This window comes from Acidovorax sp. 100 (genome assembly GCF_003688355.1).
GTDB classification, from domain to species: Bacteria; Pseudomonadota; Gammaproteobacteria; order Burkholderiales; family Burkholderiaceae_C; genus Acidovorax; species Acidovorax delafieldii.
The window spans coordinates 1,283,929-1,302,099 of the sequence record NZ_REFD01000001.1 but is presented as its reverse complement, the minus strand read 5'-3'; the positions used below and the strand labels follow the sequence as shown (position 1 = coordinate 1,302,099).

At 63.9% G+C, this 18,171-nt stretch carries 17 protein-coding genes; 11 read left to right on the top strand and 6 right to left on the bottom strand.

Features of this window, described 5'->3' with window-relative positions; all coding sequences use genetic code 11:
* Positions 1-5: 5 nt before the first annotated feature.
* The 3 genes from C8C96_RS06140 to C8C96_RS06130 form a co-directional block, all read right to left on the bottom strand.
* Positions 6-671 (bottom strand): BON domain-containing protein, encoded by a 666-nt coding sequence (locus C8C96_RS06140; RefSeq protein WP_056745822.1) that lies wholly within the window; start codon positions 669-671, stop codon positions 6-8.
* Positions 668-1,267: an SIS domain-containing protein gene (locus tag C8C96_RS06135; protein WP_056059914.1), complete on the bottom strand. Its 600-nt coding sequence runs from the start codon at positions 1,265-1,267 to the stop codon at positions 668-670. The genes C8C96_RS06140 and C8C96_RS06135 overlap by 4 nt, the downstream gene beginning before the upstream one ends.
* 90 nt (positions 1,268-1,357) lie before the next feature.
* Complete coding sequence (locus C8C96_RS06130; protein ID WP_121941767.1) at positions 1,358-1,768, bottom strand: YraN family protein; 411 nt, start codon at positions 1,766-1,768, stop codon at positions 1,358-1,360.
* Between C8C96_RS06130 and rsmI the strand changes: the two genes are divergently transcribed.
* Positions 1,768-2,697, top strand: coding sequence for a 16S rRNA (cytidine(1402)-2'-O)-methyltransferase (gene rsmI / locus C8C96_RS06125; RefSeq protein WP_121941766.1), 930 nt, complete (start codon positions 1,768-1,770; stop codon positions 2,695-2,697). The genes C8C96_RS06130 and rsmI overlap by 1 nt on opposite strands.
* Positions 2,698-2,798: 101 nt before the next feature.
* Here the strand turns inward: rsmI and C8C96_RS06120 are convergent, their stop codons facing one another.
* Positions 2,799-4,052 carry an Hsp70 family protein gene (locus C8C96_RS06120; protein ID WP_121941765.1) on the bottom strand — a complete coding sequence of 418 codons (1,254 nt, stop codon included), beginning with the start codon at positions 4,050-4,052 and terminating at the stop codon, positions 2,799-2,801.
* A 315-nt stretch (positions 4,053-4,367) separates the two neighbouring features.
* On the opposite strand from C8C96_RS06120, the gene C8C96_RS06115 reads away from it, so the two are divergent.
* The 10 genes from C8C96_RS06115 (at position 4,368) to C8C96_RS06075 (ending at position 12,087) form a co-directional block, all read left to right on the top strand.
* On the top strand, positions 4,368-4,907 hold the full coding sequence (locus tag C8C96_RS06115) for a helix-turn-helix transcriptional regulator (protein ID WP_370107351.1): 540 nt from the start codon (positions 4,368-4,370) through the stop codon (positions 4,905-4,907).
* Positions 4,904-5,242: an ogr/Delta-like zinc finger family protein gene (locus C8C96_RS06110; protein ID WP_121941763.1), complete on the top strand. Its 339-nt coding sequence runs from the start codon at positions 4,904-4,906 to the stop codon at positions 5,240-5,242. The genes C8C96_RS06115 and C8C96_RS06110 overlap by 4 nt, the downstream gene beginning before the upstream one ends.
* A 620-nt stretch (positions 5,243-5,862) precedes the next feature.
* Entirely contained in the window at positions 5,863-6,108 is a 246-nt protein-coding gene (locus C8C96_RS06105) for a hypothetical protein (RefSeq protein ID WP_121941762.1), read from the top strand.
* Entirely contained in the window at positions 6,105-6,251 is a 147-nt protein-coding gene (locus tag C8C96_RS24850; protein WP_158605749.1) for a hypothetical protein, read from the top strand. The genes C8C96_RS06105 and C8C96_RS24850 overlap by 4 nt, the downstream gene beginning before the upstream one ends.
* The gene (locus C8C96_RS06100) at positions 6,248-6,973 is read left to right on the top strand and encodes a hypothetical protein (protein WP_121941761.1); all 726 of its coding nucleotides are present in this window, start codon (positions 6,248-6,250) and stop codon (positions 6,971-6,973) included. Before C8C96_RS24850 ends, C8C96_RS06100 begins: the two co-directional genes overlap by 4 nt.
* A 10-nt stretch (positions 6,974-6,983) precedes the next feature.
* Positions 6,984-10,061 carry a hypothetical protein gene (locus C8C96_RS06095; RefSeq protein WP_121941760.1) on the top strand — a complete coding sequence of 1,026 codons (3,078 nt, stop codon included), beginning with the start codon at positions 6,984-6,986 and terminating at the stop codon, positions 10,059-10,061.
* Between the two features lie 107 nt (positions 10,062-10,168).
* Complete coding sequence (locus tag C8C96_RS06090; RefSeq protein WP_121941759.1) at positions 10,169-10,621, top strand: hypothetical protein; 453 nt, start codon at positions 10,169-10,171, stop codon at positions 10,619-10,621.
* Positions 10,618-11,043 carry a hypothetical protein gene (locus C8C96_RS06085; RefSeq protein ID WP_121941758.1) on the top strand — a complete coding sequence of 142 codons (426 nt, stop codon included), beginning with the start codon at positions 10,618-10,620 and terminating at the stop codon, positions 11,041-11,043. The genes C8C96_RS06090 and C8C96_RS06085 overlap by 4 nt, the downstream gene beginning before the upstream one ends.
* A gap of 97 nt (positions 11,044-11,140) precedes the next feature.
* A complete protein-coding gene (locus C8C96_RS06080) occupies positions 11,141-11,347 on the top strand; it encodes a hypothetical protein (protein ID WP_121941757.1) in 207 nt (68 codons plus the stop codon).
* 14 nt (positions 11,348-11,361) lie between these two features.
* The gene (locus C8C96_RS06075) at positions 11,362-12,087 is read left to right on the top strand and encodes a hypothetical protein (protein ID WP_121941756.1); all 726 of its coding nucleotides are present in this window, start codon (positions 11,362-11,364) and stop codon (positions 12,085-12,087) included.
* 100 nt (positions 12,088-12,187) lie between these two features.
* On the opposite strand, the gene C8C96_RS06070 is transcribed toward C8C96_RS06075, so the two are convergent.
* Positions 12,188-13,966: a fibronectin type III domain-containing protein gene (locus tag C8C96_RS06070; RefSeq protein ID WP_233584168.1), complete on the bottom strand. Its 1,779-nt coding sequence runs from the start codon at positions 13,964-13,966 to the stop codon at positions 12,188-12,190.
* A 527-nt stretch (positions 13,967-14,493) separates the two neighbouring features.
* Entirely contained in the window at positions 14,494-18,165 is a 3,672-nt protein-coding gene (locus C8C96_RS06065; RefSeq protein WP_147455652.1) for a hypothetical protein, read from the bottom strand.
* Positions 18,166-18,171: the final 6 nt, after the last annotated feature.

Here is an 18,171-nt window from a genome sequence, read left to right as displayed (position 1 = left end):
CGTCCTCAGCCGCCGGCTGGCTTGGTGTCCGTGGTGACCGGCGCAGGCTGCGGCGCGATGCGGCGCAGCTCTTCCTCCGAAACGATCTCGAACACACGCACCACCTTGCGCACGTCGCTCACGCCCCGGGCGATGTCCGTGGCACGGTTGGCCTCGCGCTGCGAGACACGGCCCATCAGATAGACGGTGTTGCGCTCGGTCACCACTTTGAAGGAGTTGGCGGAGATGTCCTGCGCGTCCACCAGGCTCGCACGCACCTTGCCGGTGATGAAGGTGTCCGTGGACCGCTGGCTCAGGGTGGAGCTGGGCATCACGGCCAGATCGTTGACCACGGAGCGCACGTTCTCCACCTGCGACACCATCTGCTCCACCGCCTGGCGGTCCTGGGCCGTGGCGACTTCACCGGTCAGCAGGGCCTGGCGGTTGTAGCTGGTCACATTGACATGGGCCCGGTCGCCCAGGGCTTCGCGAATGCGGTTGGCCGCGCGCAGCTCAATGCCTTCGTCTTCGATCTGGGTGCCGGCCGTGCGGCGGTCCACCGCCATCACGCCGCCGACCACAGCGCCGCCCACGATCAGGGGCGCGCAGGCCGATAGTGCGGCGGCCAGTGTGGCAGCAGCCAGGGCAGTGCCCACCACGCGGCGGGTGCGGTTCAGGGTTGTCGGGTTCATAGTGGGATCTCCTGTTCACCAAGTAACTGTGCGTCCACGCCATCGCTGATGCAATGCAATACCAGCGTGTGGACTTCGCGCACGCGTGCCGCACGGTCGTGGGGCACGCTGATCAAGACGTCGGTCTCCCGCAGCATGGCGGCCAGTTTGCCGCCGGTGCGGCCCGCCAACACCACCACGGTCATGTCGCGCTCGTGCGCGGCCTCGGCGGCAGCCAGCAGGTTGGGGTCGTTGCCGTGCACCGTCAGGGCCAGCAGCACATCGCCCGCCTGGCCCAGGGCGCGCACCTGACGCGCAAACTGCTGGGTGGCATCGTTGCTGCCCGCAGCCGCCGTGAGCAGGGTGTTGTCGGATGTGAGCGCCAGCGCGGCCAGCTCGGGACGTTCGCGTTCAAAGCCCGCCACGCAAAAGGCGGCAAACTGCTGCGCTTCGGCGGCGGACGGGCCATTGCCACAGGCCAGCACCTTGCCGCCGCTGGTCACGCAGGCCAGCACCGCCTGTACGGCAGCGGCAATGGGGTGGCTCAGGGTCTGCGCGGCCTGGTACTTCAGGTCGGCGCTGTCGATGAAATGCTGTTGGATGCGTTGCTCAAGCATGAGGGCCCGATGATACCCGCCGGGTGTTACAGCTTTTGTAGCAAAGGGTAGCCACCTGCATTGCGCTGGCGACCGGTACGGCGCCCGCCGCTACTGCGCATCGAACGCCGCCTTGAGCCACTGCACCCCCTCCTCCACCAGCACCACGTCAAAACGGCAGGGCGGTGGCGACGGCAAGCGCATCAGGTAGTGCCGTGCGGCAAAGATGATGCGCTGCTGCTTGGTCGCGCTGATGCTGGCACCGGCGCCGCCAAAGCCGCCATGCGCGCGGCTGCGCACCTCCACAAACACCAGGGTGCCATCCCGGTCACGCATCACCAGATCAATCTCGCCCCCGCCGCGTCCGGGCGTCCGATAATTGCGCACCGCCAGTTGCAGTCCCGCTGCCTGCAGATGGGCCAATGCCTGGTCCTCGGCAGCGTTGCCCCGCTCACGCGTGGTGGCTTTTTTGGCAGCCCCCGGGGTGGCAAGGGCCGGTGGTCTTTTTCCAAGGAAATTCATTGAGCGCATCTTTCGCTTCAGCCCAGAGCGCGGCGCACGACGCCGCCGCTGCGCAGCATTATCCGCAGGGCGCGCTGTACGTGGTGGCCACTCCCATCGGCAATCTGGCCGACATCACCTTGCGCGCACTGCATGTGCTGCAACTGGCCGACACGGTGGCCTGCGAAGACACGCGCCATACGCAGTCGATGCTGCGCGCCTACGGCATCGACAAGGGCGCCAGCCAGCTGCTGGCTGTGCACCAGCACAACGAGGCCGAAGCCGCGCAGAACGTGGTGCACCGGCTGCAGCAGGGCCAGCGCGTGGCCTATGTGAGCGACGCAGGCACCCCCGGCGTGAGCGACCCCGGCGCACGTCTGGTGGCTGCCGTGCAGGCGGCGGGCCTGCGTGCCGTGCCCCTGCCGGGCGCCAGCAGCATCACCACCGCATTGAGCGTGGCCGGTGCCGTGGCCCACAGCACCGAACACGGCGGCTTTGTGTTTGCAGGATTCCTGCCCGTCAAGAACACGGAGCGTGCCAACGTGATTGCGCAGCAGCTGGCCCAGGAGCCCCGGTGCGTGGTGCTACTCGAAGCGCCCCACCGCATCGGCGAGCTGGCCCAGGCCCTGGCCGTATTGGGCGAGCGCCCCGTCACCCTGGCGCGCGAGCTGACCAAACAGTTTGAAGAAGTCACCACCCAGCCCGCGCAGGCGCTGACGGCGTGGCTGGATGGGTCGCCCCAGCGCTCGCGCGGCGAATTCGTGGTGCTGCTGCACCCGGTCCCTGTGGTCAGCGACGCGGGCGACAGCCACCGCGTGCTGCGCCTGTTGCTGGCCGAGCTGCCCCTGAAGACCGCCGTGCGCCTGGCCGCCGAGATCACGGGCGCGTCGCGCAACGTGCTGTACGACACCGCGCTGGAGTGGAAGCGCGAGGATGGCATACAGGACTGACTCCAGGTGCTCCCGGGCAGTGTTTGCAGTGGTTTTAGGCAGTAGCGCTAGTCCAATATGCCGTATCAGCTATTTAATTGATAGCAAACTGGATGTCGTGACTACTGCGAAACCGCCAGGCCCGCAGCCACCCCGCCGAACAGATCACCCTCCACTTGCGGAGTTGCCGGGAAGGCCGTGCGCAGTGCCTGGCGCAGGGGCCGCAATGCCGACGAGCCCCCGGTCAGGTAGATCGCATCCACCCCCCCATCGCCCAGTCCCGCCATCTGCAGGCAGTCGCGCGCGCAGGCCACCACCTGTTCCAGCGGCTGTGCCAGGGACTGCGCCAATCCGGGCGGCGTGATGGCGGCGCCGAGCCCGGCCTCGACCCAGTCCAGCGGCATGGGCGCCTCGGCATCGGCCAGAGAAGCCGCGATCTTGGCCTGCTCCACCGTGTTGGCCAGGCGGTGGCCCAGCCGCCCGTTCAACACCCGCATGAGCCGGGCATGCAGCGCGGCATCGGCATAGTCGGTGCGCAGGTTCTGCGCATCACGCAGTGCGCGCGGCGAATAGAGCCACTGGATCAGGTGCCAGGTCGAGAGGTCGAAAAACACGCGGCTGGGCACCTCGCGCCCCGACGGACCGATGTGGCGAAATCCCAGCAGCGGCATGAGCAGGTCCAGGCTGAGGCGCCGGTCAAAGTCCGTGCCGCCGATGTGCACGCCAGTGGTGGCCAGCACATCGCTGCTGCGGTCCGCGCGGGCCATGCGCTCTGGGCCCAGGCGCACTACCGTGAAGTCCGACGTACCGCCGCCAATGTCCACCACCAGCACCAGCGACTCCCGGTCGATGCGCTGCTCGTAGTCCAGCGCGGCCGCAATGGGCTCGAACTGGAAGCTCACGTTCTCGAACCCTGCAGACAGCGCGGCCTGGCGCAGCGCGTCCTCGGCCTGCTGATCGCGCTCGGCATCGCCGTCCACAAAATGCACCGGCCGCCCCATCACCACCCGCCCGGGCATGCCACCGAGTTCGTCGCGGGCCTTCTGCGCCAGCATCCGCAAGAAGAGGCCGATGATGTCCTGGTAGCTGACCAGCTGGTTGTGCACTGCGGTCTTGTCCTGCAGCAGCGCACTGCCCAGCAGGCTCTTGAGCGAGCGCATCAGCCGCCCTTCCGTGCCCGCGAGGTACTGCGCCACCGCATCGCGCCCAAAGTGCGTGCGCTGGTCTTCGGCGTTGAAGAACAGCGCCGTGGGCAGCGTGTGTGCATCCCCCTCCAGCGCCACCATCCGCGACAGGCCCGCGCCCTGCCGCACCGCCATCGCGGAGTTGGAAGTGCCGAAGTCGATACCAAGGGTGGTGTCCTGCAGAAGGGGCATGGGGAACGTGGGGAGAGACAACAAGGAAGGCAATGCGCGGTACGGGCGGCAACCAGCACCAAGGCAACGCAGGATTTCGGCATGCGCACCTGCCCTGCAAGGTGTGGCCCTGCTTCGGCGGTATGAAATTGAAAAAGCCCTTGATTCTTGCAAATCAAGGGCTTTTGTTTGGTGGCTGGGGCTCTACCGAAAGAACGCCTATAACCCGCATGAACCCTGGAAACTATAGCTTTTATAGCAAGCTAGTTGCCCCCAGAGTTGCCCCCAAAAAGCTCCGCCAATGATAACCAACTGTGAGAGCCCTCACAGCATCGGATGCAATGGACGAAGCGACGACTGCGCACAACGCTGGACGACCTCGCACGGCACTACCGCATGTGTACGGCTCACACACATGCTCATTCGCTTGCCGGTCAACGGTCCAAACTCGACCATAGAGGCATGCAAACGACCGAAGTAATCCAAGCCTCGACGGCGCCCTTTTTGGCCATCGCACCGATGCCCGGCGCTCCCGTAAAACCGTACCGTGACCGCCTGCTGCGTCTGAGTGACGTCCAGTTTTTGACGGGCCTGGGCAGAAGCAGCATTTACGCTGCCATTGCCCACGGCACTTTTCCCTCGGCCGTGAACGTCACAGACCACGCCGTGGCCTGGCGTGAATCCGAAGTTGACGCCTGGATTGCGGCACGCACCAAGATCGCCGCTGCCCCCGCAGCCCCAGCACAAGCCACGCGCGCTCACCCTTCCGATTCATCCAAAGAGAAGGTTGCGAAACCCACAGCCCGCCGCGCTGCAAAGCCCACCGCGAAACCGCCAACCAAGCCCCCTAGCAACAGCAAACGGAGTCGCCCATGAAAATGCGCTGCCCCCACTGCAAGAGCTGGGCAAGCGTGCGTAGCAGCGAACAGGTAACGCCCCTGCTGCGTGAGAGTTTCCTGATCTGCAAGAACGCCGCCTGCGGCCACACCTTCGCGGCCGCCACCGAGATCAACCGTACGCTGTCCCCATCAGCCACGCCTGATCCGTCCATCCTGCTGCCCCTGAGTCCGCACGTCCGGCGCCGTGACGTGATGGAACAGATGGCACGCCACCCTATCGCCCAGTGCGACCGCCTGCCCCCAGCAGAGGCCGACCACCCGGGCACCGACACCCAAGCCACCGAGACCGAACCGGCCGCCCTGGCGCCGTAGGTCCACCCCAAACCCAAAGCACCGCCTTGCGGAGCCGTTTTGCGGCCCTGTGGCCCGACCTACGCCCGAAGAACCCTGTTTGCCCTTCTTGCCCTTGATCCCCATGACCACCACCCCCAGCTCATGCAGCCCTGGCCAGCCTGTTTGCCGTCCGTGCAATACCGCACGCCCCGCGAACTTGCCGCGCCAGTTCGCCCCCAAACACCCACCAAAATCAACCAAACCCACCACGGCTCGCTACAATTGCGCCGTTACGTCACAAAAAGGCGTAATCGGGTTTGGCGACTCGTGTAACCGCTGCGACGCAAGCCGCAGTCTCTTCCGCAGAGCAACTGCGGCTTCGTTGTCTGTGCCTCCTTTTTTGGTGGCTCGATGGGAGGTCCGCAAGGGCCTGCCGGTTCGCGCAAGCGGTTCCCGGTTCGCCAACCCGTCGAGCCACCGCCCTCCGTTTGGCGACGGAAGCGGTGGTTTTTGCAAACCGAACCGCTTGGAGGCCTCTCATGGCTGACCGTATCCCCTCGGGCGCATCCGCGTCCGGCGCAGCTGCACGCGCGCATTCTTCCCCCTCTTGCTCCTGCTCTTCCTCTTGCCCTCCCCCACTGTCTGACCGGGCCCCGCGCATGCTGGCCCTGGATGCCAACGACAACGCAGGCGACCTGCGCACCACGCTGCAGGCCTATGGCGCCATCGAGAAACTCATGAGCTGCCATGGCGCAAAGGACAGCCAAACCATCGTCGCCCACCGCGACGAGCTGGGCGCCCTGCTGCGGCTGGTGAATGAGCGTTTCGCTCAGGACCTGGACGCGCTCGATACCACCCTGCAGACCCTGCACAGCGCCCTGGGCGCGCGGGAGACGCTGCAATGAAGACCTACCTCATCAAGTGCATTGACGGGGCGGGCATTTTTCACCGCTACACCCAGCAGGCCGCATCGCATGCGGCCATCGGCTCCAACGCTTTTGAGCGCTTCGGAGACCTGCGTTTGCTGAGCGTGCGGAGGGTGTCATGACGGCGCTCTCCCGCACGAATCTCCGACACGCCTACGAACTCAACCGCCAGCGCATCGCCCAACTGTGGAGCGAGGCGCAGCCCATGGTCGAAGGCGATCCTGCAAGCCAGTATCTGGCGCGCCAGGGGCTGCGCGGGCCATGGCCGGAGGCGCTGCGACTGCATCCGGCGTTGGAGTATTGGCACACCGATAACCAGGGCCACGCGTCTTGCATCGGCTCGTTCCCCGCGCTGCTGGCGGCGCTGGAGATTGATGTGCACACGTATGGCATGCACCAGCCTGCGGAGCACCACAAGGTCGCGCTGCAGCGGTTCTATCTGACCGCGCAAGGGACACCTGCGCCGGTGCCTGCGTTCATCAAGTCCACGGGCACGGATGGGCAGATCAAGGGCGCGGCCGTGCGCCTGTCGGCACCGCACGCGCGAGCTGATGGCGTGGTGCTGGGTGTGGCTGTGGGTGTCGTGGCCGCGCTGCGATTCGCAGCCGCTGCACGCCTGCCGGTGTGGGCGGTGGCAGACCCTGCAGCGCTCGCGCACTTCCGATGGCCGCGAGGCCTTACGCACCTGCATGTGTTCACCGACACCAGCGACGCGGCGCAGGCCGTTCCCGCATGCGAGCTGGTGCGCAAGGCCACGCGCTGCGGGCTGTCGTGCCACGTGCAGACGATCACGCCGCCGCGTGCCTTGCAGTCCCCTCACACCACCACCGCCCCCAACGTTTGAAGGAATCACCATGGCAAAGAACAAGGCCACCGCCACAAGCACGGGCGCGGCATCGAACGACACCAGCGCGCAGACTGCTGCACAAGCCGCAATGCCTGTTCGAGCTCCCGCGCTGCAGTTCACCGTGTTCACTTCCACCGAGCCCGAACGGCTTACCAAGGTGCTGAGCCTGAACCGCGACGGCACGCTGAACAAGCAGGCCGCCGCCTCGATGATGGCGGGCACTGCGCAGCGTGTGCGCGTCAGTGGCTTGCACGAACTCGCGCAGGCCCTCGACCACCTCAACCCCGCCCAGGCCGTGGGCTGGGGCATCTGCGCGCAGGAACAGGCCGCCATCGTGGCGGAGCGCGACGCGCAGGTGAACGATGGAGCGCACGGCGCCATCTCGCGCACGCGCCAGCACTTCGCGTTTCCGCGTGGCCCTGGCGTGCTCATGCTCGATCACGATGGATGCCCGAATGGCGAGCTGAATGCGGACGAGCTGCGTCAGCGTTTGATCGATGCATGCCCTGCACTCGCTGATGCGCCGATGCTCTGGCGCCCGAGCTGTTCGGCCGGAGTGCAGGCGCCGGATGGGCGCGTGCTGTCGGGCATTGACCGCCACCGCCTTTACATCCCGGTCCGCGATGCTTCACGAATCCCCGATGCGGGCAAGACGCTGTTCACGCTGCTGTGGGCCTTTGGCCAAGGCTGGTACGAAGTCGGGCGCGCTGGGCAAGCGCTGGAGCGGTCATTGATCGATGCCACGGTGTGGCAACCCGAGCGCCTGGACTTTTGCGCACCGCCTGTGCTGCTCGATGGTTTGGACCGGCCGGGCGCTGCAGCGCGCATTTATGGCGACCCAGACGGCCTGTTCGACCTGGGCTTGATCGAGTGCGATGGCGAGACCCGCAAGCAGGTGCAAAGCCTCAAGCGCGCCAAGCGCGAGGCCATCGCGGGCCAGTGCGCGGCGCAGCGCGAGCGCTGGGCCAATGCCAAGGCGCCCTCGCTCGCCATGCGGCGCGGCATACCGTTGGAGAAGGCGCGGGATGTGTTGGTACGGGCCAGTGAGAAGCGGGTGTTGATGGGTCACTTCATGCTGACCTCTGCCGAAGGCGAGCCCGTCTCCGTGGGCGAGATCCTGGACGCCCCGGACCGCTGGCACAACAGCCAGTTCGCGGACCCGCTGGACCCGGACACCGACCGGCGCGTGGCCGTGGTGAACCTCAAGAGCGGCCAGCGGCCCTACCTCTACACGCACCGCCATGGGGGCATGCGTTTTGAGCTGATGCGGCAGTCGGCGCGCGTGCAGATTGGGCGCGGGATGCGCGTGGCCACCACCGATGCCGTTCTCTCCGTGTTGAAGTCACGCGGGGAGCTGTTCGACTATGGCGAGGGCGCGATTGCCTATGTCAGCGAGGGCAAGGCGCGGCCCGTGTCACCCGACTGGCTCACGGACCACATGGGGCGCGTGTGTGACTTCTATTCGGTGCGCAAGCGCAAGGACTCTGCGGGCGATGACCAGACCGAGGAAGGTGCAGAAGACGCGCCGCTGGGCGTGGCCCGCGCCATCCTGGCCAAGCATGGCGAGCGCGGGTTCAAGAAGCTCGTCGCGGTCGTGACGGCACCGACCTTGCGCCTTGACGGTTCGATCCTTGACCGCCCCGGGCATGACGATGTGTCGGGCCTGCTGTTCTACAGCGAACACCCGAACCCGCCGAAGGTGCCCAGCAGTCCCACGCCTGCAGATGCGCTGGCCGCGCTGCGGTTCTTGTGGCGGCCTCTCGCGCTGTTCCCGCTGGTGGACGATGTGGCGCGCGGTGTGGTGCTGCATGGGCTGTTGTCGGCCGCACTGCGGGCGAGCCTGCCGACCGCTCCCGGCATCGGTTTGGATGCGCCTGCAGCCGGGAGCGGCAAGACCTTGCTCGCGCGCTGCATTGGCATCCTGGCAATGGGTGCCGACCCGGCCATCCTGCCGCCCGCCGACACCGACGAGGAAACGCGCAAGCGCTTGTTTGCCGTGCTGCGCGAGGGCCAGCGCGTGGTGCTGTGGGACAACGTGCGCGAGCCCCTGGGGTCCGCGTCGCTCGATGCGTTCCTGACCGCGCCCACGTTTGCCGACCGCATCTTGGGCAGTAGCGAGACAGTGACATTGCCCAACCGGGCGCTGTTCATCGCCACGGGCAACAACCTGCGCATGACTTCGGACACCTGCCGCCGGGTGCTGTTGGCGCGCATCGATGCGCAGAGCGAGAAGCCGTACACGCGGGACTTTTCTTTTGACCCGGCGCAGATGATCACGAACGACCGGCTGCAGTACGTGGTGGCCGCGCTCACCATCGTGCGGGCCTACATCACGGCCGGGCGGCCGAAGGTGGCCAAAGGGCGCACGGCAAGCTTTGAGCATTGGGATGATCTGGTGAGACAGCCGCTGTGCTGGCTGGCGGGGCTGGTGCAGCAATCGGGAGACTCTGAGCTGCCCACCTTGGCGGACCCGATGGAAGCCGCTGCCAGGGCCTTCGAACAAGACCCGGAGACCACCAAGCTAGCGGCCATGCTGGAGGCCTGGCACGAAGCGTTCGGGGGCATGCAAACGACCGTGGCCAGTGTCATCCGCCGGGCAGACACCGACGACCGTCTGGCGGGCGCCGTGGATGACATCGCCGGACAGGCGGGCCGGGTGAATTCCCGGATGCTCGGCCGCTGGATCGAACGAATGACCGGGCGCATCGTGGCTGGAAAGCTGTTTGTGCGTGTGGGCCTGCGCGCCGGGGTGCTGCATTGGGCCGTTTCTCAGCTGCGGTCATCCACTCACGCCAACCCCTTGGATGTGGGCGCGCAAGGCCCGATGCAGGACGCGCCATTCGCTGGGCAGAACCCACCAATTGGCACCAAACCCACCAACCGGAGCGATGCACAAGGCCCGACGCAGGACGCGCCATCCGCTGGCCAGAACCCACCAATTGGCACCAAACCCACCAAACGGGCACACGCAACAGGTGCCCAAGGGGGCGGTTTGGTGGGTTTGGTGCCTTCTGGTGGGAGTTTGACGGCCGATGGACGCGCCAGCGAAGGACCTGCAGCGGATGACGTGGAGGTGTTCGAGTGATGGCCGCGCCAACTTCGCCCTTGGTGGGTTTGGTGGCAAATGGTGGGTTTCTGCCAGCGAATCGACCGACCACGATTTGTCCTGATGGAATTTCCAGCGAGCCCGCTGTGGTGGGTTTGGTGGGCTTTGGTGGGTTCCAGCCAGCGGATGGCGCGTCCACGTTTTGCGCTGACGGTGGTTTGACCGATGCCGACAAGGCCCTGGCCACGGCCGCACGCGGCATCCTGCGGACGCTGGAATCCGCGGGTTTGACCCTGGCTGTGACGGATGCAGGAGCGCTGCAGGTCTCGCCCGCCAGTGCCTTGCGCCCCGACCAGCGCGTGGCCATCCGCGACCACCGCGCGGGCTTGGTGGCCCTGCTACGGCTGCGGGGTTCTCTGTTCATCGACGACGAGCGCCACCGCTGCAGTGACTGCGCGCATCTGCAGCGCAAGGGCTATTGCGCGATGGCGCAGAAGGGCCTGATGCCCGGGGTCAATCCGTGGTTCACGCCTGCACCCAACGTGCTGCAGCACTGCCACTTTTTCCACCCGAACGCGGTGGAACTGGGGATGCTATGAGCACGCGCAAAGCACCGGCCTCAGTACCAACCAAACGCGCGGCCTTGTCGAACGCAGAGCGCCAGCGCAAGCACCGGGAGAAGCGCAAGGCGGAGTTGCAGGCACTGCGCGCCGGTCCTGCGGCCCCGCTGTCGCTGCGGCTGGCTCTGCCTTTGCCATCGGCTTTGCCCGTTGCGGCCTCAGCACTGCCCGATGACTCGCCATCGCTGCGCATGCAGCTCGATGCAGCCCGCAAGCGCTGCGAAGTGCAGGCGGCAGAGCTGGCGGCCTTGCGTGCCGAGCATGAGCCCTTGGTGGCCCGTTTGCTGGCCTTGCGCACGGTGTTGAGGGCCGTCATCGGCAAGTTCTCACCGGCGGCCCGGCATGTGGCGCGCAGCCACTTGCAGGAGACCGGGTTTATCGAGTGGCTGGACGCTGATTGATCGTGGCCAGGGCCTCGCCCTGCCCGGCCGCTGTGCCCGGCTTTTGTTCTTCTTTTTCTCTGGGTTCCCTTCCATTTTTTACCTCTGAAAGTTCACCATGTTTGCCAATGAATCCAAGGCCCGCGCGGCCTATGTCTCCGCCAATCGCAAGCTCGAAGCCGCCCTGGCGGAATACACCCAAGCACGCACCGAGCTGCACAAGATCACGGGGGAGTTCTCCGCCGTCGATCAGAAGCTGTCCCTGCAGTTCAACACCCGCACGGGCCAAGCCCAGACCGCAGAAATCACGCTCACCGACTGCTGAAAGGAATCACCACCATGACCACCACATCCAACAACATCACCCCGATTCAAGACGAGCTGGCCCAAGCCCAAGCGGCCTACGACAACGCGCTGGAGAAGTTGCTCAAAGCCTGCGCGGAATTCAACGAAGGACCGGGCAAGGAGTACGCGGAACTGATGCAGCGCCATGCGGACCTGCGCAGCAAGATCGCCACCCATGAGGCCACTGCAGAGGCCGCCACGCTCGAGTTCAAGCAGTTGCTCGCAGCTGCGAACTACGAGAAGACAAAAGCCGTGAAGGACGCTCTGTTCAAGAAGAACGACGCGTTGGCCATTGCCGAAGAACTGCGCGAAGCCTTGGCCGATTCGGAGCGCACTGCGCTCCCCCTGCGCGCCGGTGCTTCACGTGCTGCGCAGACCTACGCAAACGCCCATGACATGGCCTATGCAGCCTATGCGCGGCTGGAAGTTGTCAAGGCTCTTGCAACGTCCGAAGAAGGGCTTTCTCGGGCGATGGCGCTGCTGTCGCATGTGCGGGATGCCATCGAGGTCGAACGGCACATGGACGACGCACAGACGCACCGCATGAAGTTCGTGTGGAACCGGCTGGTGGCGGTGGCCAAGCAGCAGCCGGAGGCCAAAGAGCAGCCGGAGGTCGAAGCGCTGGGGCCGCTGCAGTTGGGGCCGTTTGCGGGGCGTGCTTACCTCACGCCGGTGCAGGCGATGCGGCTGCAGCGGGCGGAGGCGGCTGCCACGGCCTGAGCGTCAACTTGAACCAAGCCAGGTATGCGCACTGGCGATGAAAAACAAAAGGCCCCGACAGTGATGTCGGGGCCCTTCCTTTGCGCCATCAGATCATCGTCTAGCGCTTCGCCAACCCCCTTCGGCTCAGGACCGCCAATGCTGCTGCCATCAGCGCTGTCAACGCCACACCAAACGGGGACAGCCCCGGAACTGGCGTAGGGCCGGGGCCCGCCACAGCCGTGGGCGTTACCGCCGCCGAGGTCAACGACACGGGACCCAGGCCATTTGGGTGCTGCGCTCGCACCGTGAATGTGTAGGGAGTGCCATTCACCAATCCAGTGACAGTACAGCTCGTCGCAGGTGCTGCCACGGAGCAACCCGGTCCGGCGTTCGATGTCACGGTGTAGCTGTCTGGCGGGTTGCCTCCGTTGTCCAAAGGAGGCGCCCAGCTCACAGTGACCTGCGCGTTGCCGGGGATACCGGCTGGCGTTCCCACAGGGTCTGTGAAACGAACCAATCGCCCCTCGGACGGAACACCGTCAACGATAAGCCGCGCCATGTAGAGCCCGGCGGGTAAGGTGCCCAGCGGGGGCGAGGTGAAACTGGTAGCGGTATGGCTGGCGGGAGCCCATAAGCTGATCGCGCCGTTCTCCGCGCGTTGCAGCTGAAGCTGAGGCGTACTGGTACCTGTGCCGCCCGTAAAACCCGTTCCGTTGAGAATCAACGCCGCGCCTGCACGCTGAAGCAGCGGCAATGCATTCGTCACCGCAGCAGGCCCAGGCGGCACGGCTGGGACATAACGGTCCACCGCACTATAGAAAGTGAGGCTAGGATTGCTCGAGAACCCGCCCGTCAACAGTACATCGCCATTGGGCAACAGATTGGCCGTCCCGTTCTCGCGCGCTGTTCCCATGGAACCTGCTGGCGACCAGTTTCCCGTTGCTGGGTCATATAACTCCGCTATGGGCTGCGTATTTCTTGCGATATCCGAGCCCCCCGCCATCAGCACCAAGCCAGAGGAAAGTACTGTCGCATGGGCCAGCGGCGAGCCCATTGCACCGTTGCGGGGAAAGTTCAGGGCCCCAGTGGCGGTCCACGTATTGGCCACAGGATCGTAGATCTCCGCATGCGTTGTAACGCCGCCAGCTGTAAAGCCACCTGCGAGCAATGCTCTGCCGTCCGCTAGCAGCGTCAGGCTCGCATAGTGACGCGGCACGAGGGGCGCCGCCGCCAATGACCATGTGCCTGCAACAGGGTCGTAGAGTTCCGCGACGGGGACTTCGCCCCCTGCGTTGAACCCTGAAGCCACCAGAACACGGCCATCCCGCAGCAACACGGCGCCATGGGCTCGATGAACCACCGACATGCTCCCAGTCGCCGTCCAGGTGCGCGTTTCGGGGTCATACAGTTCGGCCGTATTGAGATTGCTTCCTCCTGCCACCAGAACTTTGCCATTGGCGAGCAACGTCATCGACGGCAGCGAGCGAGATGCGGACTGTGTGCCAGCCGGGAGCCAGGTGTTAGCCACAGGGTCGTACAGCCGGGCATTCGTGCTGCCATCGGAGCGCACAAGCACGTGGCCCGTGCCAAGCGTGACGGCTTCGGTCACATTGCCGGCAATCCCAGAGCCGCCTATTGATGACCAGGAGCCGCCCGAATATCGCTCACCGGTGGCGACAAATCCCAGGCGGTTAACGCCGTTGAAAACAGCCACGGAGCCGTCATCCAGCAGCGCCCCCGCGTGCTGCGCCCGGGGATCCGCCATGGGAGCGTCGACATTCCAGCCGACCGCGGCCATTGCATGAAACTGCCACAGCAGGGTCACCAGACCAAGGGTTGTCGGGCGTGCAAATTGCCGAATGGGGGTTGCTTGGGCAGGGCGTCGAATCAACTTCATAGGTCCTTCTGTCGGGCTTGTGAAACAAAGGTTCATGGCGGTCCCACCGGCGCTCAAAAATCGCGATCGCCCTCGGGCAGCCGCGGAAGACTACACGGTTTTTCGCGGGGGGGGTTAGTCGCTTACTGGGGCCATATACATGCCCAGACAAAGAGCAAGGCCACCAGTCAGACAGCCGACACAAGGCAGCGAATCGGCCAAAAGGGGTCTAGGTTCAGCTGATTTCGGCGCACCATCGCTACAGGAACGTAACGTACCTAGCACACATGCTCCGCTGGAGTGCCTCCGCAAAAAGCCGTCAAAACCCGTCACTGTGGGTGGTCTCTGAACCCGCCGTGAGGCCGCACCAAGCCTCGCGCTCCTGTGGGTCGGCAGGGTCGGCAAAAGCGCCCTATTTAGCGGGCAGGTGAGGCGGGGTCTCCACTGCGCGCGCGCAGTTAGGCTCGGGCACAAAATCTTGTAGAGAGGCAGGGCATTCCCAAACGCTGTTCCGCCAATCCGCACAACCGTGGATGGCAACACACTCTCTACTTTTGAGCTAGACGGCCAAGCATGATTCCCTTATTCAGCAGCGCCTGATCCACCTGCTCACGTAAGAACGGACTTCTGTCCTGCCCATACCGTTGGTAGATCTCTTCGTAAGTCGCAATTGCTGCATTGCCACGTCCAATATCGCCGAGAGCGATGCCCTTGTTGAGAAGTGCCATGGCGACCTGTTCACGCAGGCCTGGACTGTCGTCACCACCGTACCGTTGGTCAACTTGGTCGTAGACAGCAATTGCACCCTCGTTGTCGCCCCGCTCACCTAAAGTGATGCCCTTGTTCACAAGCGCCTGGGCAACCTGTTCACGCAGGCTCAGACTGCAATCGCCTGCGTATCGACTATTGATCTCGTCGTAAATGGTAATTTCTTCATCGTTTCGGCCCAGGATGCCAAGCCTGACGCCCTTGTTCAAAAGGGCTCCTGCGACCCGCTCACGCAGGACCGGACTGTCGTCACGACCGTACCGTTTGTCGATTTGGTCGTAGAGAGAAATTGCACCCTCGTTGTCGCCCCGCGCACCTAAAGTGATGCCTTTGTTCATAAGCGCCTGGGCAACCAGCTCACGCAGGCTTAGACCTCCATCGCCTGAGTAGCGACTATTGATCTCGTCATAAATGGCAATTTCTTCGTCGTGTCGGCCCAGGACGCCAAGCCCGACGCCCTTGTTCAAAAGGGCTCCTGCGACCCGCTCGCGCAGGACCGGACTGTCGTCACCACCGTACCGTTGGTCAACTTGGTCGTAGACAGCAATTGCGCCCTCGTTGTCGCCCCGCGCACCTAAAGTGATGCCTTTGTTCACAAACGCCTGGGCAACCTGTCCACGCAGGATCAGACTGCCATCGCCTGCGTAGCGACTATTGACCTCGTCATAAATGGCAATTTCTTCGTCGTGTCGGCCCAGGATGCCAAGCCTGACGCCCTTGTTCACCAGGGCCCGGGAGACCTGTTCACGCAGGCCTGGACTGTCGTCACCACCGTACCGTTGGTCGATTTGGTCGTAGACAGCAATTGCGCCCTCGTTGTCGCCCAGCACGGCAAGCCGGACGCCCTTGTTCAAAAGAGCTCCTGCGACCCGCTCACGAAGGACCGGACTGTCGTCATTGCCATACCGTTGGTCGACTTGGTCATAGACAGCAATTGCGCCCTCGTTGTTGCCCTGCACGCCAAGCCGGACGCCCTTGTTCATCAGCGCCCGGGAGACCTGCTCACGCACGCCTGGGCTGTCGTCATCACCGTACCGTTGGTTGACTTGGTCGTAGACAGCAATTGCGCCCTCGTTGTCGCCCTGCACGCCAAGCCTGGCGCCCTTATTCACCAACGCCCGGGCGACCTGCTCACGCAAGCCAGGGCTGTCGTCACTACCGTACCGTTGGTCGACTTGGTCGTAGACAGCAATTGCGCCCTCGTTGTCGCCCTGCACGCCAAGCCGGACGCCCTTGTTCAAAAGAGCTCCTGCGACCCGCTCACGCAGGGCTGTACTCTCATCTCTACCGTACCGTTGGTCGACTTGGTCGTAGACAGCAATTGCACCCTCGTTGTCGCCCCGCGCACCTAAAGCAATGCCCCTGTTCACCAGGGCCCGGGCGACCTGTTCACGCAAGCCAGGGCTGTCGTCACTACCGTACCGTTGGTCGATTTGGTCGTAGACGGCAATTGCGCCCTCGTTGTCGCCCTGCAAGTTCAGCCTGAAGCCCTTATTCAAAAGGGCTCCTGCGACCCGCTCACGCAGGACCGGACTGGCGTCACCACCGTACCGTTTGTCGATTTGGTCGTAGACAGCAATTGCGCCCTCGTTGGCGCCTCGCGCACCTAAAGTGATGCCTTTGTTCACCAGCGCCTGGGCAACCTGCTCACGCAGGCTTAGACCTCCATCGCCTGAGTAGCGACTATTGATCTCGTCATAAATGGCAATTTCTTCGTCGTGTCGGCCCAGGATGCCAAGCCGGACGCCCTTGCTCAAAAGAGCTCCTGCGACCCGCTCACGCAGGACCGGACTGTCGTCATTGCCGTATCGTTGGTCAACTTGGTCGTAGACAACAATTGCGCCCTCGTTGTCGCCCTGCACGCTAAGCCGGACGCCCTTGTTCACGAGGGCCCGGGAGACCTGCTCACGCACGCCTGGGCTGTCGTCATTACCGTACCGTTGGTCGACTTGGTCGTAGACAGCAATTGCGCCTTCGTTGTCGCCCTGCGCGGCAAGCCTGGCGCCCTTGTTCACGAGGGCCCGGGAGACCTGCTCACGCACGCCTGGGCTGTCGTCATTACCGTACCGTTGGTCGACTTGGTCGTAGACAGCAATTGCGCCTTCGTTGTCGCCCGGCACGCTAAGCCGGACGCCCTTGTTCACCAGGGCCCGGGAGACCTGTTCACGCAGGCCTGGACTGTCGTCACCACCGTACCGTTGGTCGATTTGGTCGTAGACAGCAATTGCGCCCTCGTTGTCGCCCAGCACGGCAAGCCGGACGCCCTTGTTCAAAAGAGCTCCTGCGACCCGCTCACGAAGGACCGGACTGTCGTCATTGCCATACCGTTGGTCGACTTGGTCATAGACAGCAATTGCGCCCTCGTTGTTGCCCTGCACGCCAAGCCGGACGCCCTTGTTCATCAGCGCCCGGGAGACCTGCTCACGCACGCCTGGGCTGTCGTCATCACCGTACCGTTGGTTGACTTGGTCGTAGACAGCAATTGCGCCCTCGTTGTCGCCCTGCACACCAAACCGGACGCCCTTGTTCACCAGCGCCCGGGCGACCTGTTTACGCACGCCAGGGCTGTCGTCATTGCCGTACCGTTGGTCGACTTGGTCGTAGACAGCAATTGCGCCCTCGCTGTCGCCCTGCACACCAAGCTTGAAGCCCTTGTTTACCAGCTCTCTGACTTCCTGCTCAAGACGGCTAAGAGTGTCGCCCTCACCGAATTGCTGCTTACCCCCTTCAGTGGCAGGGAATGCGGCGTCCCTGGGACCACCGCCATCAGACCCCGCCGAGTTACTGGTGGACACTTCACCACCAAGAACCGGGTTTTCCAGCTCTTCTCGAACAGTGCCCCCCGCTGATTGATCCGTAGTAGGCGCAGACGTCTGATCTTGACCGCTCCCGCTAGGCGATGCTTGTTTAGTCACTTCATTAATTGCTTTGCGAGTCTCTTCTGCATGAGTGACAACATTTTCCTTTTGCTTGTCCATCTCACGGCGTATTTCAATAGAAAACTGCCGGAGTCTCTCTAATTCAGACTTCAAATTATCAGACTCCTCTCTCAAGTCGCTGATCTTTTTTTTGTATAAATCGCCATTGTCATCAAACCACTGTTCGGCTGCGGCTCGCGCTTCAACTATAGCTCGGCTTTTCGACGTCACGTATACGAAAAAGCCGGCAATTAGTGCAATAACCGTAATTCCCGCCCCAACCAATGCGGACACATTAGATATTGCAGCCATATAGTTTGCCTGCTGGGCAGTGGAAATTCCCAGATCGCCAATGCGCTTATCCTGCGCATCCAAGCGACTGTTCGCGACCTCCTTGATAATCGCCAAATCCCGTTCAAGCAAATGGACTTGGCCTGCAAGCCGAGCACCCTCGTCTGACTCATGTTCTGCAGAAATCACCGCCGAAGCGGCAAACAGCAAACACAAGCCCATAAAAACAAGTTTTTTACGCATTACTTC